The 21808-nt window shown below is 66.2% G+C and carries 24 protein-coding genes; 14 read left to right on the top strand and 10 right to left on the bottom strand.

Annotated elements, in window-relative coordinates; translation table 11 throughout:
- The first annotated feature begins 6 nt into the window (after positions 1-6).
- The 3 genes from ACODSU_RS16165 (at position 7) to ACODSU_RS16155 (ending at position 3053) form a co-directional block, all read left to right on the top strand.
- Positions 7-1221: a vWA domain-containing protein gene (locus ACODSU_RS16165; RefSeq protein ID WP_488843355.1), complete on the top strand. Its 1215-nt coding sequence runs from the start codon at positions 7-9 to the stop codon at positions 1219-1221.
- A 96-nt stretch (positions 1222-1317) separates the two neighbouring features.
- A complete protein-coding gene (locus tag ACODSU_RS16160; RefSeq protein ID WP_488843157.1) occupies positions 1318-1950 on the top strand; it encodes an SRPBCC family protein in 633 nt (210 codons plus the stop codon).
- A gap of 29 nt (positions 1951-1979) precedes the next feature.
- Complete coding sequence (locus ACODSU_RS16155; RefSeq protein WP_015015234.1) at positions 1980-3053, top strand: XdhC family protein; 1074 nt, start codon at positions 1980-1982, stop codon at positions 3051-3053.
- Between the two features lie 18 nt (positions 3054-3071).
- Here the strand turns inward: ACODSU_RS16155 and ACODSU_RS16150 are convergent, their stop codons facing one another.
- The 5 genes from ACODSU_RS16150 to ACODSU_RS16130 all read right to left on the bottom strand — a co-directional run bounded on the left by ACODSU_RS16150 (position 3072) and on the right by ACODSU_RS16130 (position 6794).
- Complete coding sequence (locus ACODSU_RS16150; protein WP_295939603.1) at positions 3072-3587, bottom strand: low molecular weight protein-tyrosine-phosphatase; 516 nt, start codon at positions 3585-3587, stop codon at positions 3072-3074.
- Positions 3588-3605: 18 nt separating this feature from the next.
- Positions 3606-4295 (bottom strand): glutathione S-transferase family protein, encoded by a 690-nt coding sequence (locus ACODSU_RS16145; RefSeq protein WP_192419965.1) that lies wholly within the window; start codon positions 4293-4295, stop codon positions 3606-3608.
- Between the two features lie 84 nt (positions 4296-4379).
- Positions 4380-5147 (bottom strand): MHYT domain-containing protein, encoded by a 768-nt coding sequence (locus ACODSU_RS16140; protein ID WP_488843154.1) that lies wholly within the window; start codon positions 5145-5147, stop codon positions 4380-4382.
- Between the two features lie 241 nt (positions 5148-5388).
- Positions 5389-6123 (bottom strand): Hpt domain-containing response regulator, encoded by a 735-nt coding sequence (locus tag ACODSU_RS16135; protein WP_488843152.1) that lies wholly within the window; start codon positions 6121-6123, stop codon positions 5389-5391.
- The gene (locus ACODSU_RS16130) at positions 6120-6794 is read right to left on the bottom strand and encodes an excisionase family DNA-binding protein (RefSeq protein ID WP_060985686.1); all 675 of its coding nucleotides are present in this window, start codon (positions 6792-6794) and stop codon (positions 6120-6122) included. Before ACODSU_RS16130 ends, ACODSU_RS16135 begins: the two co-directional genes overlap by 4 nt.
- A gap of 148 nt (positions 6795-6942) precedes the next feature.
- Here ACODSU_RS16130 and ACODSU_RS16125 point away from each other — a divergent pair, with 148 nt between their 5' ends.
- The 4 genes from ACODSU_RS16125 (at position 6943) to ACODSU_RS16110 (ending at position 11506) form a co-directional block, all read left to right on the top strand.
- Positions 6943-7314: a response regulator transcription factor gene (locus ACODSU_RS16125; RefSeq protein WP_015015228.1), complete on the top strand. Its 372-nt coding sequence runs from the start codon at positions 6943-6945 to the stop codon at positions 7312-7314.
- A 77-nt stretch (positions 7315-7391) separates the two neighbouring features.
- Positions 7392-8087, top strand: coding sequence for an HD-GYP domain-containing protein (locus tag ACODSU_RS16120; RefSeq protein WP_083871677.1), 696 nt, complete (start codon positions 7392-7394; stop codon positions 8085-8087).
- A gap of 67 nt (positions 8088-8154) precedes the next feature.
- The gene (locus ACODSU_RS16115; protein ID WP_343736030.1) at positions 8155-8967 is read left to right on the top strand and encodes an ABC transporter substrate-binding protein; all 813 of its coding nucleotides are present in this window, start codon (positions 8155-8157) and stop codon (positions 8965-8967) included.
- A gap of 1 nt (position 8968) precedes the next feature.
- Positions 8969-11506: a sensor histidine kinase gene (locus ACODSU_RS16110; RefSeq protein WP_488843149.1), complete on the top strand. Its 2538-nt coding sequence runs from the start codon at positions 8969-8971 to the stop codon at positions 11504-11506.
- 97 nt (positions 11507-11603) lie between these two features.
- Here ACODSU_RS16110 and ACODSU_RS16105 read toward each other — a convergent pair whose 3' ends face one another.
- The 5 genes from ACODSU_RS16105 to ACODSU_RS16085 form a co-directional block, all read right to left on the bottom strand.
- Entirely contained in the window at positions 11604-11774 is a 171-nt protein-coding gene (locus tag ACODSU_RS16105) for a hypothetical protein (RefSeq protein ID WP_015015224.1), read from the bottom strand.
- 104 nt (positions 11775-11878) lie between these two features.
- Positions 11879-12541 (bottom strand): histidine phosphatase family protein, encoded by a 663-nt coding sequence (locus ACODSU_RS16100; protein WP_209819226.1) that lies wholly within the window; start codon positions 12539-12541, stop codon positions 11879-11881.
- Positions 12519-13487, bottom strand: coding sequence for an MBL fold metallo-hydrolase (locus ACODSU_RS16095; RefSeq protein WP_488843147.1), 969 nt, complete (start codon positions 13485-13487; stop codon positions 12519-12521). Before ACODSU_RS16095 ends, ACODSU_RS16100 begins: the two co-directional genes overlap by 23 nt.
- Positions 13488-13817: 330 nt before the next feature.
- Positions 13818-14186: a hypothetical protein gene (locus ACODSU_RS16090; RefSeq protein WP_110959959.1), complete on the bottom strand. Its 369-nt coding sequence runs from the start codon at positions 14184-14186 to the stop codon at positions 13818-13820.
- A gap of 45 nt (positions 14187-14231) precedes the next feature.
- Entirely contained in the window at positions 14232-14984 is a 753-nt protein-coding gene (locus ACODSU_RS16085) for an IclR family transcriptional regulator (RefSeq protein WP_488843145.1), read from the bottom strand.
- An 89-nt stretch (positions 14985-15073) separates the two neighbouring features.
- Here ACODSU_RS16085 and ACODSU_RS16080 point away from each other — a divergent pair, with 89 nt between their 5' ends.
- The 7 genes from ACODSU_RS16080 to ACODSU_RS16050 all read left to right on the top strand — a co-directional run bounded on the left by ACODSU_RS16080 (position 15074) and on the right by ACODSU_RS16050 (position 21748).
- Complete coding sequence (locus ACODSU_RS16080; RefSeq protein ID WP_488843142.1) at positions 15074-15904, top strand: SDR family oxidoreductase; 831 nt, start codon at positions 15074-15076, stop codon at positions 15902-15904.
- Positions 15905-15919: 15 nt separating this feature from the next.
- Positions 15920-17278, top strand: coding sequence for a flavin-containing monooxygenase (locus ACODSU_RS16075; protein ID WP_488843140.1), 1359 nt, complete (start codon positions 15920-15922; stop codon positions 17276-17278).
- A gap of 181 nt (positions 17279-17459) precedes the next feature.
- On the top strand, positions 17460-18395 hold the full coding sequence (locus ACODSU_RS16070; RefSeq protein ID WP_488843138.1) for a bile acid:sodium symporter family protein: 936 nt from the start codon (positions 17460-17462) through the stop codon (positions 18393-18395).
- Positions 18392-19402 (top strand): SDR family oxidoreductase, encoded by a 1011-nt coding sequence (locus tag ACODSU_RS16065; RefSeq protein ID WP_488843136.1) that lies wholly within the window; start codon positions 18392-18394, stop codon positions 19400-19402. The genes ACODSU_RS16070 and ACODSU_RS16065 overlap by 4 nt, the downstream gene beginning before the upstream one ends.
- A 14-nt stretch (positions 19403-19416) precedes the next feature.
- Positions 19417-20316: an EamA family transporter gene (locus ACODSU_RS16060; RefSeq protein ID WP_488843352.1), complete on the top strand. Its 900-nt coding sequence runs from the start codon at positions 19417-19419 to the stop codon at positions 20314-20316.
- A 54-nt stretch (positions 20317-20370) separates the two neighbouring features.
- Complete coding sequence (locus ACODSU_RS16055; protein WP_488843350.1) at positions 20371-20976, top strand: ABC transporter ATP-binding protein; 606 nt, start codon at positions 20371-20373, stop codon at positions 20974-20976.
- Between the two features lie 130 nt (positions 20977-21106).
- The gene (locus tag ACODSU_RS16050; protein ID WP_108624931.1) at positions 21107-21748 is read left to right on the top strand and encodes a LysE family translocator; all 642 of its coding nucleotides are present in this window, start codon (positions 21107-21109) and stop codon (positions 21746-21748) included.
- Positions 21749-21808 lie beyond the last annotated feature (60 nt).

The raw sequence follows: 21808 nt of genomic DNA, 5'->3' as shown, positions 1-21808 counted from the left end.
CGTCCCATGGCCGAGGGCGCGATGTTCTCTCAACTCGGTGATGCCCGCACCGGCAAGCTGGCCGACAACCTGAGCGGCTTTGGCCGCACGCTGCGCCGCGCGGGCGTGCGCGTGGATGCCGCCCGCATGGCGCTGGCCCAGCAGGCGGTGATGCTTGTGGGCCTGCAGCGCGAGGATTTCAGCGCTGCACTGGAGGCCGTGCTGGTCAGCCGGGAGCAAGACCGCATGGTGTTCCGCGAGCTGTTTGACGCCTACTTTCGCAACCCCAACGTCGCGCAGAAGCTGCTGGCACAGATGCTGCCCAGCGCCGAGTCCAAGGCCGAGCCCGTCAAACGCCGCCCGCGTGTGAGCGAGGCGCTGGCGCCGGTACGCGCTGCACGCAACGCGCCGCCTGCACGCGAAGAAGACAAGATCGAGTTCGATGCCGCCATGACGGCCAGTGACCTGCGGCGCCTGCGGCAGGCTGACTTCAACCAGCTCTCGGCCAGCGAATACATCCTGGTGGAGCGCCTGGCGCGCGACGTGCCCTTGCCCTTGCCGCACTACGCCGCCCGCCGCACCCGGCCGGGCGCCCGCGGCAGCCGCCCGCACTGGCCCGGCGCCATGCACCATGCGGCGCGCAGTGGGGGCGAGGTGCTGCACATCCCCTTGCTGCAGCGGCGCCAGCAACCGCTGCCGCTGCTGGTGCTGGTGGATGTGTCGGGCTCTATGGAGCGCTACGCGCGTTTGCTGCTGGCCTTTTTGCACGCGGCCACCGCACCGCGCCACACCGGCGCCGCCGTGCGCCGGGACGTGTTTGCGTTTGGCACCGGCTTGACCGACCTCACGCCCGCCTTCCGCCTGGCCGACACCGATGCGATGCTGGAGACTGCCAGCCATGCCATCACCGACTTTGCTGGCGGCACCCGCATGGGCGACAGTCTGGGCCAGTTGCGCCTGCAGCACGCGCGGCGACTGGTGGGGCGGCGCACGCTGGTGCTGCTGATTAGCGACGGGCTGGACACGGGAACGCCCGAGGTGCTGGAGCGCGAGCTGGCCTGGTTGCGCCGCCACTGCGGTCGCCTGCTGTGGCTCAACCCCCTGCTGCGCTACGAGGGCTACGCCCCCACGGCGCGCGGTGCGTCGGCCCTACACCGCCAGGCCCACGGCATGGTGGCCGTGCACAACCTGAGCCATCTGAAGGACCTGGCTGCCAGCCTGGCGAGCGTGCTGCGGCAATGACGGCGTCGTGCCCCACGCCGCACTGAGTCCAGCCATGCAGCGGACCGATTGAATTCCCACAACATCCACACACATTAAAGACCGAGAGGACCCACCATGGAAATGCAAGCCAGCCGAACCCTTGCCGTCAGCCAGCAACAGGCCTGGGAGGCGCTCAACGACCCCGAGGTGCTCAAGCTGTGCATTCCCGGTTGCGACAAGGTCGAGCCCACGGGCGAGAACCAGTATTCGGTGGCCATGGCGCTCAAGATCGGGCCTGTGTCGGCCAAATTTGCGGGCAAGATCACGCTGTCCGACATCGTGCCACCCGAGAGCTACAACATCGCCTTTGACGGCTCCGGCGGCGTGGCAGGCTTTGGCAAGGGCAACGCCCAGGTCAAGCTGGTGCCGCTGCCCGCCGACGCTGCCGGGCAGGCCAGCTGCGAGCTGCACTACACCGTGCACGCCTCGGTGGGCGGCAAGATCGCGCAGCTGGGCCAGCGCCTCATCGACGGCGCTGCCAAGAGCATGGCCGAAGACTTCTTCAAGCGGTTTGACGAGGAGATGCAGCGCCGCTTTCCGCGCGCTGAAGCCCCCCCTGCAGACGCAGCGGCCAGCGCCGATGCCATCACCCAGCCTGGCACCGTGGAAGAGGGCAGCGCCACCCAGGGTGGCGGTATCCCTGCGTGGGTGTGGGGTGTTGGCGTGGCGGCCCTCGTATTGCTGGCCTGGTGGTTCAATCGGGGCTGATTGCTCGGGGCAGCGGAAGGAAGTGAGTCATGGAAAATTTGGACGTCGTCGTGCTGCGCACGCTGCAGGGCTGGCGCGCCGCAGGGCGCCGCGCGCTGCTGGCCACGGTGGTGCGCACGTGGGGCTCATCACCCCGGCCGGTGGGCTCGATCATGGCGCTGTGCGAAGACGGCGCGGTGGTGGGGTCGGTGTCGGGCGGGTGCATTGAAGACGATTTGATCGACCGCCACACCCGCGCCTATGCACAGGCGGGTGCGGCGGCAGACGGTACCGACCACCGCATCCCCAGCGGCCCGCCATCGTTCGTCAAATACGGCGTCAGCGCCGACGAGGCCCACCGTTTTGGCCTGCCCTGCGGCGGCACGCTGGAACTGTTGCTGGAGTACGACCCTGATCCCACCCTGCTGGCGGACCTCATTGCCCAGTTGGCCGCCGGGCGCCTGGTGCAGCGCACCGTGCGCTTGTCTGACGGCACCGTGACCCTGGCGCCCACCCAGGCCCCCGAGGATCTCAAGGTGGATGCGCAGCAGCTCACCAACACCTTCGGCCCCGAGTACCGCATGCTGCTCATCGGTGCGGGGCAGCTCACCGAATACCTGGCCACCATGGCCTTGTTCAACGGCTTTGCCGTGACGGTGTGCGACCCGCGCGAGGAGTACCGGGGCAGCTGGAGCGTGCCCGGCGCCACGGTGGTGAGCGACATGCCCGACGATGTGGTGCTGGCCTTCAAGCCCGACCGCCGCACCTGCGTGGTGGCCCTCACGCACGACCCCAAGCTGGACGACCTGGCGCTGCTGGAGGCGCTGAACACCGAGGCGTTCTACGTGGGCGGCATTGGCTCGCGCCGCAACAACGAGGCGCGGCGGGCCCGCATGATCGAGCACTTTGACCAGACCGAAGCCAGCCTGCAGCGCCTGCGCGGGCCCATTGGCATCTACATCGGCAGCAAGACACCGCCCGAAATTGCGGTGAGTGTGATGGCCGAAATTTTGGCCGTGAAGAACGGCGTGACCCTGCCGCGTGACATGGAAGTGGCCCAGGCCAAGAACGACCGGGAGCTGGCTCACAACGACCCGGGCGCCCTGGTGTGCGGCGTGCGGTAGCTCGGGCCGTCCCGGTGGTCAGTGCTGCACCGGTGGCACCTGCGCCTGCAGCTGGTCTTGCAGCTGCCGCTGCACGTGCCTGAGCAGCCCTTCGCAGGCGTCTTCCACCAGGTCCAGCACCTCCTCAAACCCCTGGCTGCCGCCGTAGTACGGGTCGGGCACCACCGGGCTGTCGAACTGCAGGCAGAACTCCGTCATGCGCCGCAGCTTGTGCGCGTGTGCGGGTGGGCACAGGTCTTGTGCCAGGGCGAGGTTGTCCCAGTCCATGGCCAGGATCAGGTCGTAACGCGCAAAGTCCGCATCCGTGATCTGCCGGGCCCGCAGGTCCGACAGGTCATAGCCGCGCTGCGCCGCGTGGCGCTGGGTGCGGGTGTCGGGCGGCTCGCCGGGGTGGTAGTTGTGCGTGCCCGCCGAGTCCACCACCACACTGTGCGCCAGGCCGCTGTGGGTGATCTTGTGGCGAAACACACCGTGGGCTGTGGGGCTGCGGCAGATGTTGCCCATGCACACGAACAGGATGGCGTAGCGGGACATGGTGATGGTCGCGTACGTTCAGGCCTCGATCACCACCGGGCCGCCCTTGGCAATGCCGCGCTGGTAGGCCGGGCGGGCATGCATGCGCTCCAGGTAGGCCTGCAGGTGCGGGCAGCGGCTTGCGTCGTTGGCGCGGGACATCAGCGCCTCCACCGCAAAGCTCATCTGAAAATCCGCCATGGTCAGGTGCTCCCCGGCAAACCAGCGGTGGGTGCCCAGGTGCTCTTCAATGAATGCCAGCGCCGTGTCCACGTTGGGGTCGATGAGCTTTTGCTGCACCGTGCCGCACAGGGCGCGCGCAATGGGCTTCACAAAGAACGGCATGGGCTGGGTGGGGATGGTCTTGAACACCAGCTTCATCACCAGCCAGTTCATCAGCGAGCCCTCGGCATAGTGCATCCAGAAGCGGCACTGGCGGTGTTCGGCGGTGCGTGGCGCGGGCTGCAGGTGGGCCAGGTCGCCCCGGGCTTGCTCGCCATAGGTTTCCACCAGGTACTCGATGATCGCACCCGATTCGGCGATCACTTCGTCGCCATCCGTGATGACCGGTGACTTGCCCAGGGGGTGAATGGCCTTGAGCGCCGGTGGGGCCAGCTTCGTGGCCTTGTCGCGCGCGTAGATCTTGAGCTCGTAGGGCACGCCCAGCTCTTCCAACAGCCAGAGAATGCGCTGCGAGCGCGAGGTTTCGAGGTGGTGCAGGGTGATCATGGCCGCCATCTTATTGAAGAGTGGGCCGAATCCACCCTGCCTCGGTCCTTGTTTTTTGCGCGAGCTTTGGCTGATCTGGTGGGTTCAGGCGGTGCGGCGCCGCTGCTGCCAGATGGAACGCTGCATCCACTGCACGTACAGGTCCACAGAAAGCAGCACAGCCATCGCAAAGGCGCAAGCGGCCACAGTTGGGCCCAGGCCCAGCGAACTGACCAGCCCGGTGCCCTGCACGGTGGCAAAGCGGTTGGGGGTGGTGCAGATGAACTCGGCCGCACCCATGCCGGTGTAGTGCATGGCACACACGGCAGCGGCCATAAGCAGGGCGGCCCCTGCGCGGCTGGCCATGCTGCGGGTGTTGAAGGCCAGCCACAGGGCGGCTGTGCCTGCTGCCACCGCGATGAGCACTGAAAGCGCCACGGTCCGCAGGTCCCAGTTGATGTAGCCGCCAATCTTCATGCCGTACATGCCCAGGTAGTGCATGCCCGCCACACCCAGGCCCAACAACAACCCTGCGCCCAGAATGCGTCCCAGGTCCCGAGGCGCCTTGGACACGACGATGAGTGCGGCCGAGGTGCAGACCACGGCAGCCACCAGGGACACCGCGCTTTCGACAATGCCATAGCTGCTGGCTACATCCAGCCTTAGCGCCACCATGCCCACAAAGTGCATGGACCACACGCCGATCCCACCCAGGGCCACACCCGCCGTGACTGCGGCTGCGCGGTTCAGCGAGCCATCCTGGTAGCGGATGCGCCGCGTGACCATCAGCGCGATCAGTGAACCGATGAACGCCAGTGCGAACGAGGCGGCGACGAGGTGAGGGCGGTATTCGGAGACAACGGTGGAGTCCATGGAGAGCTGCCTGTGAGGGGTGAAAGGGGCGTTTCACACCGCTCAGGGAGCGGTTGAAACCAATTGTTTCCATATTAGACCAATTGGTTATTTTTTGCTCTGAATGGTTATTTTGGAGAAAAGTGGTGCCGTCCCCCGATGGGGTGGGTGTTTTCAGGTGGGGGGTGGCTGGGTGGAAGATCGCCCACTGCCGGACCGCTGCAAGGCCACGCGGTGGGCCCGTAGCGCCACTGGCGCCGGGTCAGAGCTGCAGGAGAAACGCCCGCAGCAGGCGCCAATGTTCCAGGCACGCCTCGGGGGCAGACTGGGCGGCCGCGTTTTCCAGCTGTCGGGCGCGCACGCTCTGGGCTGGGTGGCCGAGGGTGAGCAGCACGGTGGCGAGGCTGTGTGCCAGGCGCCGCAGCGCGGGCCAGTCTTGCGCCGTGCAGGCGGCGTCGCCTTGCCGTACGTCGGCCGGGAACTGCTGCAGGCAGCTGGCGCGGTAGGCCTTGAACAGAAACTCATCGCCCGCAAAGTGGGTGGCAATGGCCTGCGCCTCATCGTCGGCCGCTTCATCGGCCGGCGTGGTGGTTGCGGCTGGCGCGTTGGCAGGGGGATCGGCCACCAGCGCCAGCGCATCGGTCACGCAGGCCTCCAGCTCTGCCACCGACGCGGGTTTGGACACCATGCGCCACACCTTCATGGCCTGCAGTTGCTCGCGCACGGGGGGGGTCAGGCCTGCGCTGAACACCGCGACTGGAATCCGGCGGCCCTGCACCGGTTCCTGCAGCAGCCGCTGTACCAGGTCAATGCCGGACTCGCCTGGCAGCATCAAGTCCGTGATGATCAGCTCTACGCCGCCTGCATGCAGCGTCTGCATGGCGTCCGGCACGTTGGCACAGGTCACCAGCTCAATGGGAAGCTCCTCCAGCGCCATCTGCACAAAGCGTGCGATGGAGCTGTCGTCTTCCACCAGCAGGACCTTGGGCGTGCTCATGCGGGCACCTGGGCCTGTGGAATACACGCAGCCAGTGCGCTCGGCAGCTCGGCCACCAGTCGGGGTTTGTGAATGACCTTCACGCCCTGCAGGGCGAAGGCGTAGGGCTCGCGTTGCTGCTCGTCGAGCGAGGTGACCACGATAAGGTGGCTGCGCGCAAACTGAGGGTGCGAACGCAGCGTGGTGATCAAGGTGGCGCCGTCAATGCCCGGCAGCAGGATGTCCACGATCAGCACCTCGGGTTGTATCTGCCCATACAGCGCCAGACCGGTGATGCCATCGTTTGCCACCTGCAACTGCACACCCGGAAAGTGTTGCTGCACGATGAGGCCGACCAGATTCTGGAAATGGATCGAGTCTTCAATCAGCAGGATCTGCGGCGCGCGCCCTTTGGCGGGGGCCACGGGCGGTGCCAGAGGGGGGCGGCTGGTCACCGGCGTGCCGGCTGCGGGTGCCGGGGCCGCGCCCCCGGCGCCGTGGGCGGTCATCCAGCGTTCCACCGATGCGCGGGAAATACGGCGATGTCCGCCCGGCGTCTTCCAGGCCTCCAGCTCGTTGCGGTCCACCATCAGCTGGACGGACCGTACGGCCATCCCCAGCATCTTGGCGACTTCGAGCGTTGTGTAGTGGTCGGCCATGGCGCGCTCCGCGAGGGAATGGTCAGATTGCATAGATCGCGCATTTTCTCCTAATTTTTTCAAACACGTGTCTTGTATTTGATAAAAATGATTGATATGATTCTATCAATGGCAAAAAAACACCCTGATCTGTGCTTTTTTGTATTTCCAAGCCGACCTCTGCCCCACAAGGGTTCCCGCCATGAAAAAGATTCTCATCGTCGAAGACCACATCGATATCCGCAAGCTGCTCAAGATGACGCTGGAGTTTGATGACTTCGAGATCCACGAAGCCGCCACGGGCGACGCGGGCTGGGTGCTGGCCCAGGAGCTGCAGCCGGACATCGTGCTGCTCGACGTGATGATGCCGGGCACCCTGAACGGCCTGGATGTGTGCCGCCGCATCAAATCGGCCCCGGGCATGCGCCACACCAAGGTGATCATGCTGACGGCCCGGGTGCAGTCGGATGACCGGGCGGCAGGTTTCGCGGCAGGAGCCGACGACTACCTGATGAAGCCCTTCAGCACGCTGCAGGTGCTGGAGACCATCTACCGCATGGAGGCAGCGCAGTGACTTCGCTCCCAGTGCTGGAGCCTGCGCCCCAGGCGCCGCCAGACACGCGGTGCTTTGACGAGGCCGCAGCGGCGCAGATGGAGCGTTTTGTGCGTGACTTCGGCCGCATGTACCGGGAGCGCAACGAAGCGCTGCGCGAGGTCACCCGCGCACACCACGCGGCACTGCTGCACCTGTCGGCCGCCGCAGACCTCAAAGACGATGACACCGGCGTGCACATCGTGCGCATCGGCTATCTGGCCGAGGCCTTGGCCCTCGCGCTGGGGCAGACGGTGGGCTACGCCCGCATGCTGCGCAAGGCGGCGCCCATGCATGACATCGGCAAGATCGGCACCCCGGACAGTGTGCTCAAGAAGCCCGGCAAGCTCACCCCGGAAGAGCGCCAGACCATGAACTGCCATGCCGCCATGGGTGCCGAGATCCTCGGGCGTTCGCAGATTCCCGTCTTTCGCATGGCGGCCGAGGTGGCGCTCACGCACCACGAACGCTACGACGGCCAGGGCTACCCTGCAGGCCTGGCGGGCGATGCCATTCCGCTGTCGGGCCGCATCACGGCCGTGGTGGACTTTTTTGACGCACTGACGATGGACCGGGTGTATCGCCCCGCCTTCACCGTGCCGGTGGCGCTGGAGATGCTGGCAGCCGAGCGTGGGCGCGCGTTTGACCCGGTGATCGTGGACACGTTTTTGGCGCATGCTGCGGCCATTGACGCACTGCGGTGCAAGATCACGCAGGAATGCCCGTCGTTTGATGCACTGATCGATGCGCCCTGACCCTTTTTTGGCCGCTCTGCGGCAGGCCACTGTGGGTACGGTGGTTGGATTGATTCAAGGATTCCCCATGATGATGACGATGATGCAGTGGCTGAAACCGGGGGCACGTGCCATCACCCGCCTGCTGCTGGCGGGGTGCGCCACCAGCGCGCTGGCAGGGCCTGTGGCCGACCGGGTCCAGAGCCAGTCGGTGCTGCGCGTGTGTGTGTGGCCGGACTACTACGGCGTGACCTTTCGCCACCCGCGCACGCAGCAGCTGGGCGGCATCGACATTGACCTGTCGGGCGAGCTGGCGCGCGATCTCAAGGCCCGGGTCGAATACGTGGACTCTTCCTTTCCCACCCTCATTGATGACCTGAACCAGGACCGTTGTGACGTGGCCATGTTCGCCATTGGCATGCTGCCCCAGCGCATGGAGAAGCTGGCTTTCACCCAGCCCTATATGCGCAGCGACATCTATGGCATCACAACCAAAACCAACACGGTCATCAAGCAGTGGGCCGACATCGACAAGCCAGGCGTGCTGGTGGGGGTGCAGGCGGGCACGTTCATGGAGCCCATCATGGCCCAGCGCCTCAAGCAAGCCACGCTGGTGCGCATCCAGTTGCCCGCAACCCGGGAGCGCGAGCTGACGGCCGGGCGCATTGACGTGTTCATGACCGACTACCCCTACAGCCGGCGCCTGATGGACAACGCCGACTGGGCCCGGCTCATCGAGTCGCCCGAACCTTTTTCGGTGCTGCCCTACGGTTATGCGGTCAAGCGCGGTGATGCTGCATGGCTGGCCACGGTTGAGGCCTTTGTGGCACGCATCAAGGCGGATGGCCGCCTGCAGCGCGCTGCCTCCCAGAACGGCCTGAGCGCCATCGTGGTGCGCTGACATGGCGGACCGTCAGCTGCGCCAGTCCCCCTGGGCCAGACTGCGCGCATGGATGTCGCAGACCAGCCATCTCGTTCTGATCACCGGCGGGCTCTCCGCACTCGCGGCACTGGTCGCTGTGAGTGCACTGGCCGTCAACGGCTTTCGCTCAGAACACATCAGCCACCAGAACCATGCTGCCATGCTGGCCCGGGTGTTGGAGGATCAGGCGACACGCACCATGCAGACGGCCGAGCTTTCCATGGAGTCACTAGCCACCTCCCCCGCTCTTACGGCGGTGACATCTGAGCCTCGGCGCATGCAGGAAGCCCTGGGCCAAGCCCTGGCAGCGCTGTCATTTCTCCGAGGGCTGGCCGTGGTGGATGCGGGCGGTCGGGTGATCGCCAGTACGTCCCAAGGAGATGCCGAGAGTTTTGTGGACTTGTCCAAGCTGGCGCCTCCGGTGGAAGTGGGGCGGACTGTACAGGGGGGGCTCATCCCGGGCCGCAGCTTGCAAAGCGTGCGCCTGGGGGCCGCAGCTCAGACGGTCCCCGTCGGTGTGGCTTTCATACCCGTGCTCTACGGCTACCAAAACGAGGCCAAGCAAAAGCTGGTATTGGTAGCTTTGGTCAACCCTGACTCACTGTCCAACTTTCAGCATCTGACGTTGGAGTCCGAGATTTTTGACTCGGTGGTGACTTCGTACGACGGGCAGGTGCTGGCGACATCGGGCGCAGCGTCAGCCTTGGCTGGCACCCGGGTGAATCACATCCCCGTGTTCAGCCAGTATCTGCCTCGGCAGGAACATGCCACTTACCTTGGGGCAGGTGTGCTGGGAGAGCGACAGATCGTCAGTTTTAGAGCTTCCTCCGCCTTGCCGCTTGTAGTGGTGGTCGAAACCTCGTACCGGGCGGCTGTGCAGAGCTGGTTGGCAGACGCCAGGGCTCTGATCGGCATTGGTGTGGCGCTGGTCGCTTTGGTGCTTGGTCTGACCTTCGCGGTATGGCGAGGCCTGCGCACCCGTGAGCGTGCGCGGGTGGCGATTGATGCGGCACAGGCCCGCATCGCTCGCAACGAGCGGGATCTTTCGGTGCTCATGCGCAGCGTGCAGGAGCTGATCTTTCGCACCGATGCCCAGGGCGTGATCACCTATGTGAACGCCCACTGGACCGTCATGACGGGCACTTCCCCCGACCGCGCCATTGGCAAGCGCCTGCACGATCTGGTGGAGCCGCAAAGCCGCAACGAGGTGGTGCGGGCCATCGACCCGCGATCGCCCGATGGCGTGCGGGTGTGCCAGGTGCTGTCCCGCTCTGCGGCGGGCAAGGAAATGACATTCAAGGTGGCGGTGGTGCCCTTGGTGGCGTCCGGGCGCGTGATCGGTTTTGCAGGCAGCGCGGTGGATGAAACCGAACGCTGGATGGCCCAGCAGCAGCTGCAGGCGCAGATCGCTTTCCAGGATCTGCTGCTGGAGACCAACCCGCTGCCCATCTCCGTGACCGATGCGCAGGACCGCTTTGTGCGCGTGAACAAGGCGTGGGAGGAATACAAGGGCCGCGAGCGCGCCACCGTGCTGGGCAAGGCAGTGGCCGAATGCCTGCCCCCTGACGAAGTCAAGGTACACCAGTCGGCCAACAGGCAACTGCTGCGCTGGGGCGGACGGACGCTGGTGGAAACACAGGTGCGCCATGGCGACGGATCGCGCCGCGATACGCGTCTGGCCAAGGCGGCCATTGCAGATGAACATGGCCAGGTCACCGGCGTGCTCACTATCTTGATGGATGTGAGCGAGTTCCGCGAGGCCGAGCGCGCCACCCAGGAGGCCCGCGATGCGGCCGAAGAGGCGTCACGTGCCAAGTCGGAGTTCGTGGCCAACATGAGCCACGAGCTGCGCACGCCGCTGCAATCCATTCTGGGCTTTGCCGAACTGGGCATGTTGCGTGGCCGCACCCAGCCCAAGCTGGCGGGCATGTTTGAAGACATCCATTCCGCCGGCCAGCGCATGCTCACGCTGGTGAACGACTTGCTGGAGGTCTCCAAGCTGGAGAGCACGGTGGGGACCTTCCACATGGAGCGCATCGACTTGCGCGGCGTGGTGCGCCCCGTGATCCGCGAACTGGAGCCCTTGCTGGAGCGCAGCCATCTGATGATGGACTTGCGCATGCCCGACCTTCCGCTGGTGGCCAAGGCCGACCCGCTGCGCTTTCAGCAGGTGATCCGAAATGTGGTGGCCAACGCCATCAAGTTCTCTCCGCCTGGAAGCACCATCACGCTGGAGGGCTACGCGGACCCCCAGGGCCAGACGCACCTGGTGGTGCGCGACGAAGGCCCAGGCATTCCCCCGTCAGAGTTGCACAGTATTTTTGAGGCCTTTGTGCAGTCCAGCAAAACCAAGGATGGATCGGGCGGCACGGGCCTGGGCCTGGCCATTTGCCGCAAGATCGTCGAGGCCATGGGCGGGCGGATTTTTGCCGAGAACGTACCCGCCAGCGGCGCCGCGTTCCACATCATTCTCCCCGCCAGAGGCCAGGCGGAAACCATGCCCGCGCCGCTGGAATAAGCAGGGGGAATAGGCTGTGCAACGCCCACAAAAAAGCCCTCGGAGGAGGGCGTTTTTGTAGATGCTGGTGGGACGCCGCAGCGCCCCGGGTAGCCGATCAGCCGCCCTTGCGCGAACGCTTGCCAGGGTTCTTCTTGCTGCGCGTGGCGACACCACGCTCCAGGCTCACGCGCTGGCCGCGGCCGGGGGTGTTCAGCGTCACGCCGGGCAGTGGCTTGGGTTGGGGGGTGCGCTTGCGGTCTGCTTCGGTGACGATCTTGTTGCCCATGATTGGTCTCTGAGAAAGTGGAGAAAAGGGCCATATTAGGCCACAGGTGCAGCGCGGGCCCCAAAACGGGTGGCACCACGCCCTGCAAGGAAAGGCGCGAAGGTTCAGCTGGGCAGGGCCCATCGCGCCAGAACCTGCGGGGCAGCGCCACCCTGTTGGCGCAGGATAAGTGCCTCGCCCGAGCTCGTGCTGTCTTGTGTGAGGTCGGCCTGTACAAACATGTGGCTCACCCACACTTCAAACCGGCCGCTGCGTGCGGAGGCTGCGGCCAGCGCGTCGCGCAGAGCTCGCAAATGGGCCGCTCCGGTCGTCTCGGGATAGCCCCGGGGCGAGCCCAGCGGCGCCCAGACCTGGGGTGCACCAAAGGCCAGCGTGGCCGTATCGATGCACCGGCACCAGGGGCTGGATAACACCTTGGCTGGCTGCAACTGCCGCGCCTGAAACCATTCGCCAACCCGCCGTGCCTGGGCCCGGCCCTCGTCGTTCAGGTTGCGCTGGGTGCCGCAGTCGCCCAGACGGAAGCCCGGCGGATCGAACGTGCCAGGGGCCAGCGCATGGCGGAATAGCGCCACCACGCCCCCCTGGCGCAGCAAGGCTTCTGCTCCCGCCTCCTGGGCGGCCCAGCTCTGCAAGGCTGCGACACCCAGGGCTCCACCCACGGCGCCCGCCGCGCCCCTGCCCAGCAGGGTGCGCCGCGTGAGGCGTGCGCCGTCCGCACTCGCCGTACCCCCGGCAGCGTCGGTATCAGGCCGCAGGCTGGAAGGCATAGCCATTGCCCGATGCCGCCATGCGACCAAAAGCGGGGAACGGGAAGTGGAAGCCACCCAGCATGGCGTTGCTGGCGGTGGTGCGGGCAAACACTTCGCGCCGTACCTTGCGAGCCGCCTCGGCATCCATGTCAAAGGTCACGGCCCAGTCGGGGTTGCGCGCGAACAGCGCGGGCACGTTGGTCAGGTCTGCCACATAGAAGAAGTTCTGGCCTGCCGACTTCAGCTCAAACAGCGTGTGGCCCGGCGTGTGACCATAGGCGGCCACCGACTGGATGCCCGGCGCAACCTCGTTGCCCGCTTCAAACCGCACCAGCGTATCGGCTGGCATGGTGGCAAAGGTGCGGCGCGCGTTCTCGAACGCGCCCTTCATGCCGGCAGGGGCCGCCGCCATGCGCGCATCGTCCATCCAGAAGGCGTGTTCCGCCGCCGGCACCATCACCTTGGCCTTGGGGAAGGTCCATTCGCCCGCCTTGTTCCGCAGCCCGTTGATGTGGTCGCCGTGGAAGTGGCTGATGAGCACGGTGTCGATGTCCGAGGCCTGCATGCCAGCGGCACGCAGGCTGTCGAGCAGCTTGCCGGTGGTGGGGCCGCCAAACTCGCCCAGCCCGGTGTCGATGAGGATCTTGCGCGCACCTGCCACCACCAGGAACGGGGTGTAGGGCACGTCGATGTAGTCGGTGGGCAGATTCTGCGATGCGAGCAGAGCGCGCACTTCGGCCAGCGGCGCGTTCTTCACGAACTCTTCGCCCAGGGGGCGGCGCGTAATGCCGTCGTTCAGTGCAATCACTTCCACATCGCCCACCTTCATGCGCCTGAAGCCTGGGCTGGGCAGGGTGGGCGTACCAAAGTTGGGGGCGTTCTGAGCCCAGACGGGCACGAAGGAGCCCGCGGCGTAAACAGTGGTGGCCAGGCTTGCGCCCAGGAAGTGACGGCGTGACAGCATGAAACTCTCCAGTCTCGGGTTGAACTAATGAGTCGCAACTGTAACGCCGGACCTCATAAAGGCGTGGCCTGGTGCACTAACCTGTTTGCAACGTGGGGCTTTTTGTCGCTAATTGGGGATAAGGATGTCCTGCATCACTCCCTGCGGTCTGTGATAGCGCGGCCTCGGGCCATCCGCTGCGTTGCTTTTTTTGCCAACAGCACGGCTACTGGCTGCAAAAAGACGCCTTGCGGCCTGTCCCTATCCGCACTACCACCGACTCGCGAGGGTGATGCAGGACATCCTTAACCCTTTGGTCTGGCTTGGGGAGACGGGTCGTGAAGAGGCGGCTCATTCCATCTCAAAGGCCTCGCGCAACGCGGTGCAGAAGTCGCTGCTGCCGCTGAGTGTCAGGGTCAGCGTGGTGCGTGGTGGCGCGGCACTGCCTGTGACCGTGTGCAGTTGCCCAGTTGCTTCGTCAAAGGACAAAGTCAGCGGGCTCTGCACCTCTTGCACACCATGCAGGTCGTAGTGCCACGCGCCGCCGTCTTCCAGCGGTGCGCAGGCACCAGGCCAGTGTGCATGCGCCCAGGCCAGCACGGCGGCGATCTCGCTCTGCAAAGCAGGCAGTTGGGCGGGCAATACGCTGGCCATGGCATCCAGGGTGCCGTTGCCATCAGCGTCTTCGCTGTAGTCAAAGTCGAGGTAGTTCAGTGGCATGGTGAGAGCAGGTGTGAATGCGTCAGGGAGTTGCCGCGTGATGGCTCAAGCCCAGGTCCTGCCTAGCGCCTGTGCGGCCTCTCCCAGCCGAGGTACCAGTTGCAGCGCCCGCCCCAGCGGCATGCGGGCAGAGGGTGCCTGCAGTGCCACGGCGCTGCGCACCTGCCGCCGCCCGCCCGCCATCACGGGCACAGCCACACAGACGAGGCCGTCCACAAACTCCTCGGCATCGGTGGCATAGCCTTGTCGCAGGATCTGCTCCAGCTCGGACTCCAGAGCGGCGCGGTCGGTCAGGGTGGTGGCGGTGTGGCGGGTGAGGGGCAGACCGTCGAGGATGGCGGCCCGGCGTGCGGGCGACAGGTGGGCCAGAAACAGCTTGCCGCTGGCCGAGCAGTGGATGGGCACGCGGGTGCCGGGCCGCAATTCCATGCGCAGCGGAAAGGCTGACTCCACCCGGTCCAGGTAGATCACTTCAGCGCCACTCAACGCCGTGAGGTTGCAGCTTTCGCCAATGTCGGCCACCAGTTGCCGCAGCACGGCGTGGCGCACCCCATGCTGGGTGCCCGCACTCAGCGTGCTTTCGGCCAGGCGCAGCAGGCGTGGCGCGGGGGTATAGCGCCGCCCGTCGGGCTCGCGTGCCAGCAGGCCGCCTCCTTCCAACTGGCCCAGCATGCGATGCACGCTGGGCTTGGGCCAGCCGGTGGCCTCGATGGCATCGCCCAGGCTGAAGGGCTGGCCGTGCGCGCACATCGTTTCCAGCAGTTCAAACAGGCGCAGACTGGGCGGCGTGTTGGTCATAAATCTCGGAATTCGAGACGAATTCATAAAACATTTCGGGATTATTCAGCATTGTGGCTAAGCTGCAAACCCAATTCACCAGGAGCTTCATGACCGCCTCTTTCCAGAACGTAGTGCTCACTGGCGCCTGTGGCGGGCTGGGCCAGGCGCTGGCGCGCGAGCTGATCGGCCAGGGCGCTGCCCTGGCGCTGGTGGGCCTGAACCGGCCCGTGCTGGAGACCCTGGCCGCGCTGGCGCCAGAGCGCTGCACCGTCTATACGCCCGATGTGGCCGACACCACCGCGATGCAGGCCATGGCCGCCGACTGGATGGGCCGGCGTGGGACGCCGGACCTCGTCATCGCCAATGCCGGGGTGGCCGGTGGCTTTGACACCGCCCAGGCCGACGACCTGGCCGTGATGCGGCGCATGCTGGAGATCAACCTGCTGGGCGCTGCCACCACTTTCCAGCCGTTTGTGGCAGCGATGCGGGCGCAGCGGCGCGGCGCGCTGGTGGGCGTGGCCAGCATTGCGGGCTGGCGGGGCATGCCGGGCAACGGCGCGTACTGCGCCAGCAAGGGTGGGCTGATCCGTTACCTGGAGAGTCTGCGTGCCGAGCTGCGCAGCGATTCCATCGTGGTGAGCACGGTCAGCCCCGGCTATCTGCGCACCGCGCTCACCGCAGGCAACCGTTTTGCCATGCCTGGCCTGTTGGAGCCCGAGGACGCGGCGCGTGCCCTGCTGGCCGCGGTGATCCAGGGGCGCACCCACATCGTGCTACCCGCGCGCATCGGCTGGCTGGCGCGCCTGTTGAACCTGTTGCCCGACGCCCTGCACGACCGGCTGCTGCTGGGCCAGCCGCGCAAGCCGCGCGTGGGCGAGGCGGGGGCCACCGCCATTCCGGGGCTGCCCGTGCGCGCCGACAAGAACATCGACACCTGAGAGAGAAAACAGCGAATGACGACAACAACAACGATGCCGGAGACAAGCCCTGCAACGCCCGCAGCGCATGACCTGCGCGGCCACATCGCCCTCATCGGCGCCGGCCCCAGCGGGCTGGCCGCGGCGCGCAACCTGCAGAAGCTGGGTGTGCCTTTTCAGGGCTTTGAAGCACACACCGATGTGGGCGGGTTGTGGAACATCGACAACCCGCGCAGCACCGTCTATGAATCGGCGCACCTGATTTCGAGCAAGCACACCACGGAGTTCACCGAGTTCCCCATGCGCCCCGAGGTGGCCGACTACCCAAGCCACCGGGACATGCGCCAGTATTTCTTCGACTTTGCAGAGCACTTTGGCCTGCGCCAGCACTACTGGTTTGGCACGCGCGTGCTCCGGGTCGAGCCTGTGGGCGAGGGCGCTGCGCCGCTATGGCGCGTGACCTGGACGCAGCACGGTGGCCCCGCGCAAACCGCAGAGTTCAAGGGCGTGGTGATTGCCAACGGCACGCTGGCCGAACCCAGCATGCCCCGCTTTGAGGGGCACTTTGACGGGGAGCTGCTGCACACCAGCGCCTACAAGAGCCCCGAGCTGTTCAAGGGCAAGCGTGTGCTGGTGGTGGGTGCGGGCAACTCGGGTTGCGACATTGCGGTGGATGCGGTGCACTACGCACGCAGCGTGGACATCTCGGTGCGGCGCGGCTATTACTTTGTGCCCAAGTATGTGTTCGGCAAGCCCGCAGACACGCTGGGCGGCAAGTTCAAGATGCCGCCCTGGCTCAAGCAGAAGGTGGACAGCGTGGTGCTGCAATGGTTCACCGGCGACCCGGCGCGCTTTGGCTTGCCCAAGCCCGACTACAAAATGTACGAGTCGCACCCGGTGGTCAACTCGCTGGTGCTGCACCATCTGGGCCATGGCGACATCCACGTCAAGCCCGACATCGCGCGTTTCGAAGGTCACACGGTGCACTTCAAGGACGGCAGCGCGCAGGACTACGACCTGGTGCTCTGCGCCACCGGGTACAAGCTGCATTACCCCTTCATCGACCACAGCCTGCTCAACTGGCAGGGCATGGCGCCGCAGCTGTACCTCAACATCCTGTCGCCCCGGTTCGACAACCTGGCTGTGATGGGCATGATCGAGGCCAGCGGCATCGGCTGGCAGGGGCGCTATGAACAGGCGGAGCTGGTGGCACGCTTTTTCAAGGCGCAGGCCGAGGGCTCGCCGCGCGCCGAGGCCCTGCGTCGGGCCAAGGCCGGGCCGCCGCCGGATTTGTCGGGCGGCTTCAAGTACCTCCAGCTCGAACGCATGGCGTACTACGTGCACAAGGACACCTACCGCAACGCGGTGCGTGCTGCTGCTGCAGCCCTGGAATGAAAGCCCCCCTGAGGCGCTGCGCGCCTTCCCCCCGCTCTCACAGCGCTGCGCACTGCGGGCAAGGGGACGACGCCCTCGCTGCGGGGCGGCCCTTGCTCGGCGTCCCGCGCTGTCGCTGCGACAGTTTCGTGCGTTGCGCGTTTCGCAATACGCGGTGAAGAACTGAACTCAAAGGTTATCTATGCTGCCTGTGGACGAAATACGCCTCAACTTCAACCCCGCGTCGCTGGTGGTGCTCAATGGGGTGCTGGGTTTTCTCATGTTTGGCATTGCGCTGGATACGCGTGTCGCCGACTTCAAGCGCGTGCTGCGTATGCCGGGTGCCATGGCAGTGGGCATTGCCGCGCAGTTCATCGTGCTGCCTGCGGTGACCTTTGTGCTCACGCTGCTGCTCAAGCCTGGGCCCAGCATTGCGCTGGGCATGATCCTGGTGGCCTGCTGCCCGCCCGGCAATGTGAGCAACATCCTTACCCACCGCGCGGGAGGCAATGTGGCGCTGTCGGTGTCGATGACGGCCATCTCCAACGCGCTGGCCATCGTGCTCATGCCGCTCAACTTTGCTTTCTGGGGCGGCATGCACCCCACGGCGGCGCCGCTGCTGCGCAGCATTGCGCTCGACCCGCTGGAGATGGCGGGGCACATTGTGGTGATTATCGGGCTCCCCTTTGTGCTGGGCATCCTGTGTGCCGAGAAGCTGCCGCGCCTCACGCAGCGCGTGAACAAGCCCGTGCGCATCCTCAGCTTTTTGTGCCTCATCGGCTTCATCGTGGGCGCGGTGGCGGGCAACTGGCGCTACTTCCTCGACTATGTGGGCCTGGTGCTGCTGGCTGTGGCACTGCACGATGCGCTGGCCTTCGGCACCGGCTACGCCTGCGCGCGGCTCAGCGGCTTGCCAGACTACGACCGGCGCGCCGTGAGCATCGAGGTGGGCATTCGCAATGCGGGCCTGGGCCTGGTGCTGATCTTCAGCTTCTTTGGCGGGCTGGGCGGTATGGCCGTGGTGGCGGGCGTGTGGGGCTTCTGGGACATCATCGCGGGGCTGACTCTGGCGGGCTGGTGGGGGCGCAGGCCTGCGCAGCTACCGCCGGTCGACGCGCTCGGGGAGCCGCGCACATGACCGGCGTGGTGTGGGAAAACCGGCGCATTCTGGTGACTGGCGCAGACGGCTTTCTGGGCCGCAGCGTGGTAGCTGCACTGGCGCGTGAAGGGGTAGGGACCATCGTGGCGGCCGATGTGCGTGAGGTGCCTACAGAGCGCCGCCTGCCTGGTGTGACCTACCGGGTGCAGGACGTGCGCGACCCTGCATTGGCGCAGACGCTGGCGGACCATGCCATCGACAGCGTGGTGCACCTGGCGTCCATCGTCACGCCCGGCAAGGGCTCCAGCCGCGAGTTTGAATATTCGGTGGACGTGCTGGGCAGCCAGAACGTCCTGGATGCCTGTGTGGCCACTGGGGTGACGCAGTTGGTCGTCAGCTCCAGTGGCGCGGCGTACGGCTACCACGCCGACAACCCCGCGTGGCTGCGCGAGACGGACGCACTGCGGGGCAACGAGGTCTTTGCCTATTCGCACCACAAGCGGCTGGTGGAAGAGATGCTGGCGCAATACCGCACGCAGCACCCGGCGCTGGCGCAGACGGTGCTGCGCATCGGCACCATCCTGGGAGAGCGGGTGGACAACCAGATCACCGCCTTGTTTGAAAAGCCGCGCCTGCTCGCCATCCGGGGTAGCGAGAGCCCGTTTGTGTTCATCTGGGACGAAGACGTGACTGGTGCCATCCTGCATGCGCTGCGCACGCAGCGGGCTGGCTGTTTCAACCTGGCGGGCGATGGTGCCTTGCCCTTGCGCGCGATCGCCCAGCGCTTGGGCAAGCCCGTGCTGGAGCTGCCCGCCGGGCTGCTGCGCACCGCGCTGGCCGTGGGCTCCGCGCTCGGCGTGAGCCGCTACGGCCCCGAGCAGCTCGACTTTCTGCGCTACCGGCCCGTGCTGCTGAATACCGCACTCAAGGAGGTGCTGGGGTATGTGCCGGGCAAAACCAGCGCCCAGGCGTTCGACGCCTTTGTGGCTGCCCGGGCGCGGCAGGGCCGTCCGGTGGCTGCGGGCGCTGCGGTGGCGGCCGCATGAGTGCGCCGGCGGCCTTGAGCCGTGGCGACCTGTTGCGCGCCCTGACGGTGGTGGTCATCTGGGGGCTGAACTTTGTGGTGATGAAGCTCGGCCTGCAGGGCCTGAGCCCCATGCTGCTGGGCGCGCTGCGTTTTACGGCGGCATCGTTGCCTTTTTTGCTCCTCGTGCCGCGCCCGGCCTTGCCCTGGCGCTTTGTGGTGGGCTATGGGCTGGCGCAGGGGCTGGGGCAGTTCGGCTTTCTGTTTCTGGGCCTGCAGCTGGGCATGACGGCGGGCATGGCGTCGGTGGTGATGCAGACCCAGGCGTTCTTCACCTTGTTGCTGGCTGCGCCGTTGCTGGGGGAGCGCGCCAAGCCCTGGCAGTGGGGCGGCTTGTTGCTGGCGTTCGGCGGCTTGATGACCATCGGCCTCGCGCATGGCGAGGGGCCGGGCCAGATGACGCTGGCGGGGTTTGTGCTCACCCTCGGCGCCGCGTTCATGTGGGCGGTGTCCAATCTGGTGGCACGCCGCGCGGCGCAGGCTGGGGCGTATGCGCCGTTTCCGTTCATCGTGTGGAGCAGTGTGGTGCCCATCGGGCCGTTTTTTGCGCTTGCACTGTGGAGCGATGGCGCCGCCGCCGTGTGGGCACAGCTGCAGTCTTTGAATGGCACGGGGTTGCTGGCCGTGGCCTACCTGGCCTTTTTGGCCACCTTGCTGGCCTACACGCTGTGGACGCAGCTGCTGCAACGCCATGCAGCTGGGCGGGTCACGCCGTTTTCGCTGCTGGTGCCGGTGGTGGGGCTGTGGGCGGCCTATGCCTTTCTGGGTGAAACGCCTGCGCCCCTCCAGTGGGCGGGGGCGGTTGCGGTGCTCTGTGGGCTGGTGGTGAACCAGGTAGGGGGCTTGTGGTGGGCCCGGCGTGCCACAGCTTCCTAGAATGGCCGCTTTCCGCATCGAGGAGGCAGGGTGGCTGAGAGCGCGTTTTTGTGGGTGAAAGGGTTGCGTTTTGCGTACCCGGAGTGTGCGGTGCTGGACAACCTGTCGCTGGCCTGGCCCCCGGGCCTGGCTCTGGTGCGCGGTGATGAAAGCACCGGCAAAACCACGCTGCTGCGCGTGCTGGCTGGTGCGCTGACAGCGCAGGCTGGCAGCATCACGCTGCAGGGCGTGGACCTGATCCGAGCCGCCAAGGCCTCGGCCCCCCGGGTGTTCTGGGCGGACCCGCGATCCAGCGAGTGGGACCCGCTCACGGCCCGGGGTTGGCTCGACAGCCTGCCCGCGCGCTACCCCCTGTGGGATGCGGCAGCCCTGGTGGAGCACATCGACGGGTTCAGCCTGCACGAGCATCTGGACAAGCCTTTTTATGCCCTGTCTACCGGCAGCAAGCGCAAGGTGCTCATGGCCGGGGCCTTCGCGTCGAATGCACCGCTGACCCTGATCGACGAGCCGGTGGGAGGGCTGGACAAACCTTCCGTCCGTTACCTCGCGCAGGCACTGGCGTCGCAGGCGGCCCGATCAGACCGCCTGACCGTGGTGGCGCACTACGAAGCCCTGCCCGATGTGCCCTGGGGCTCGGTGCTGGACCTGGAGCGGTTGTAAGGCGCTCTAAGGTGGTCGATGGCGCCTTGGGGGCATGTGCCCTGGGGGCGGTTGTGTCGGCAAGGTCTGCCGTAGACTGCAGAGCTGATTGTTTCCTCTCACCTACGCCTCACCCTGCAAGGACCGCACCATGGATGCGCTGCTATTTGTTCCAGTTGCCATCGCCATCTCGCTCACCCCCGGGCCCAACAACTTTTGTGGCCTCAACAACGGCATCCGTGCAGGCGTGGGCCCCGCGCTGATCGCCACAGTGGGCCGCGCAGCGGCGTTCGCGATCTTTCTGACGGTGTCTGCGGTGGGGCTGGGGGCGATGCTGCTGGCATCCGAGGCGGCATTCACTGCTGTGAAGTGGGTGGGTGCCGCCTACCTGTTCTGGCTGGGCTGGAAGGCCTGGCACAGCCGTGAGTTCAGCGGCCTAGCACTGGATGATGCGCCCGGCGGTGCCCCGGCATCGGGCCAACCGGCACAGTTCTCTTTGCGTGCGCTCATCACCCAGGAGTTTCTGCTGGGCATCACCAACCCCAAGGCGATCATCCTGTTTGCGGCGATCTTTCCGCAGTTCATCGACCCCGCGCAGCCTGCAGCGCGCCAATTTCTGGTGCTCGGCTCCATCTATCTGGGCAGCGAATTCGTGTCGACCGCTGTGTACGCCAGCTTCGGGCGCCAGATCCGCCGCTTCATCCGCACCTCGCGCGGCGTGGCCCGGCTGAACAAAGCCACGGGCGGCTTTTTCATGGGCGCTGGCGGCCTTCTGCTGGCCACCAACCGCTGATTTCTAGCCCCGGGCGGGGCTGAGCCGATACATCGGTAAACCCCGCCCAAAGCGCGCGTA

Source organism: Acidovorax sp. FG48 (genome assembly GCF_057809085.1).
Note: the sequence above shows the minus strand (reverse complement) of the source record. Positions and strands in the feature narration are given on the sequence as shown.

Excerpts from the sequence above, each read along its gene's own strand:
- ACODSU_RS16050 (WP_108624931.1), top strand. The coding sequence starts at position 21,107 with ATGGATGCGCTGCTATTTGTTCCAGTTGCCATCGCCATCTCGCTCACC.
- ACODSU_RS16070 (WP_488843138.1), top strand. The coding sequence starts at position 17,460 with ATGCTGCCTGTGGACGAAATACGCCTCAACTTCAACCCCGCGTCGCTG.
- ACODSU_RS16085 (WP_488843145.1), bottom strand. The coding sequence starts at position 14,984 with ATGACCAACACGCCGCCCAGTCTGCGCCTGTTTGAACTGCTGGAAACG.
- ACODSU_RS16110 (WP_488843149.1), top strand. The coding sequence starts at position 8,969 with ATGGCGGACCGTCAGCTGCGCCAGTCCCCCTGGGCCAGACTGCGCGCA.
- ACODSU_RS16140 (WP_488843154.1), bottom strand. The coding sequence starts at position 5,147 with ATGGACTCCACCGTTGTCTCCGAATACCGCCCTCACCTCGTCGCCGCC.
- ACODSU_RS16105 (WP_015015224.1), bottom strand. The coding sequence starts at position 11,774 with ATGGGCAACAAGATCGTCACCGAAGCAGACCGCAAGCGCACCCCCCAA.
- ACODSU_RS16135 (WP_488843152.1), bottom strand. The coding sequence starts at position 6,123 with ATGAGCACGCCCAAGGTCCTGCTGGTGGAAGACGACAGCTCCATCGCA.
- ACODSU_RS16065 (WP_488843136.1), top strand. The coding sequence starts at position 18,392 with ATGACCGGCGTGGTGTGGGAAAACCGGCGCATTCTGGTGACTGGCGCA.
- ACODSU_RS16080 (WP_488843142.1), top strand. The coding sequence starts at position 15,074 with ATGACCGCCTCTTTCCAGAACGTAGTGCTCACTGGCGCCTGTGGCGGG.
- ACODSU_RS16145 (WP_192419965.1), bottom strand. The coding sequence starts at position 4,295 with ATGATCACCCTGCACCACCTCGAAACCTCGCGCTCGCAGCGCATTCTC.
- ACODSU_RS16115 (WP_343736030.1), top strand. The coding sequence starts at position 8,155 with ATGATGATGACGATGATGCAGTGGCTGAAACCGGGGGCACGTGCCATC.
- ACODSU_RS16095 (WP_488843147.1), bottom strand. The coding sequence starts at position 13,487 with ATGCTGTCACGCCGTCACTTCCTGGGCGCAAGCCTGGCCACCACTGTT.
- ACODSU_RS16160 (WP_488843157.1), top strand. The coding sequence starts at position 1,318 with ATGGAAATGCAAGCCAGCCGAACCCTTGCCGTCAGCCAGCAACAGGCC.
- ACODSU_RS16120 (WP_083871677.1), top strand. The coding sequence starts at position 7,392 with ATGGAGCGTTTTGTGCGTGACTTCGGCCGCATGTACCGGGAGCGCAAC.
- ACODSU_RS16155 (WP_015015234.1), top strand. The coding sequence starts at position 1,980 with ATGGAAAATTTGGACGTCGTCGTGCTGCGCACGCTGCAGGGCTGGCGC.
- ACODSU_RS16090 (WP_110959959.1), bottom strand. The coding sequence starts at position 14,186 with ATGCCACTGAACTACCTCGACTTTGACTACAGCGAAGACGCTGATGGC.
- ACODSU_RS16130 (WP_060985686.1), bottom strand. The coding sequence starts at position 6,794 with ATGCAATCTGACCATTCCCTCGCGGAGCGCGCCATGGCCGACCACTAC.
- ACODSU_RS16075 (WP_488843140.1), top strand. The coding sequence starts at position 15,920 with ATGACGACAACAACAACGATGCCGGAGACAAGCCCTGCAACGCCCGCA.
- ACODSU_RS16125 (WP_015015228.1), top strand. The coding sequence starts at position 6,943 with ATGAAAAAGATTCTCATCGTCGAAGACCACATCGATATCCGCAAGCTG.
- ACODSU_RS16165 (WP_488843355.1), top strand. The coding sequence starts at position 7 with ATGGCCGAGGGCGCGATGTTCTCTCAACTCGGTGATGCCCGCACCGGC.
- ACODSU_RS16100 (WP_209819226.1), bottom strand. The coding sequence starts at position 12,541 with ATGCCTTCCAGCCTGCGGCCTGATACCGACGCTGCCGGGGGTACGGCG.
- ACODSU_RS16150 (WP_295939603.1), bottom strand. The coding sequence starts at position 3,587 with ATGTCCCGCTACGCCATCCTGTTCGTGTGCATGGGCAACATCTGCCGC.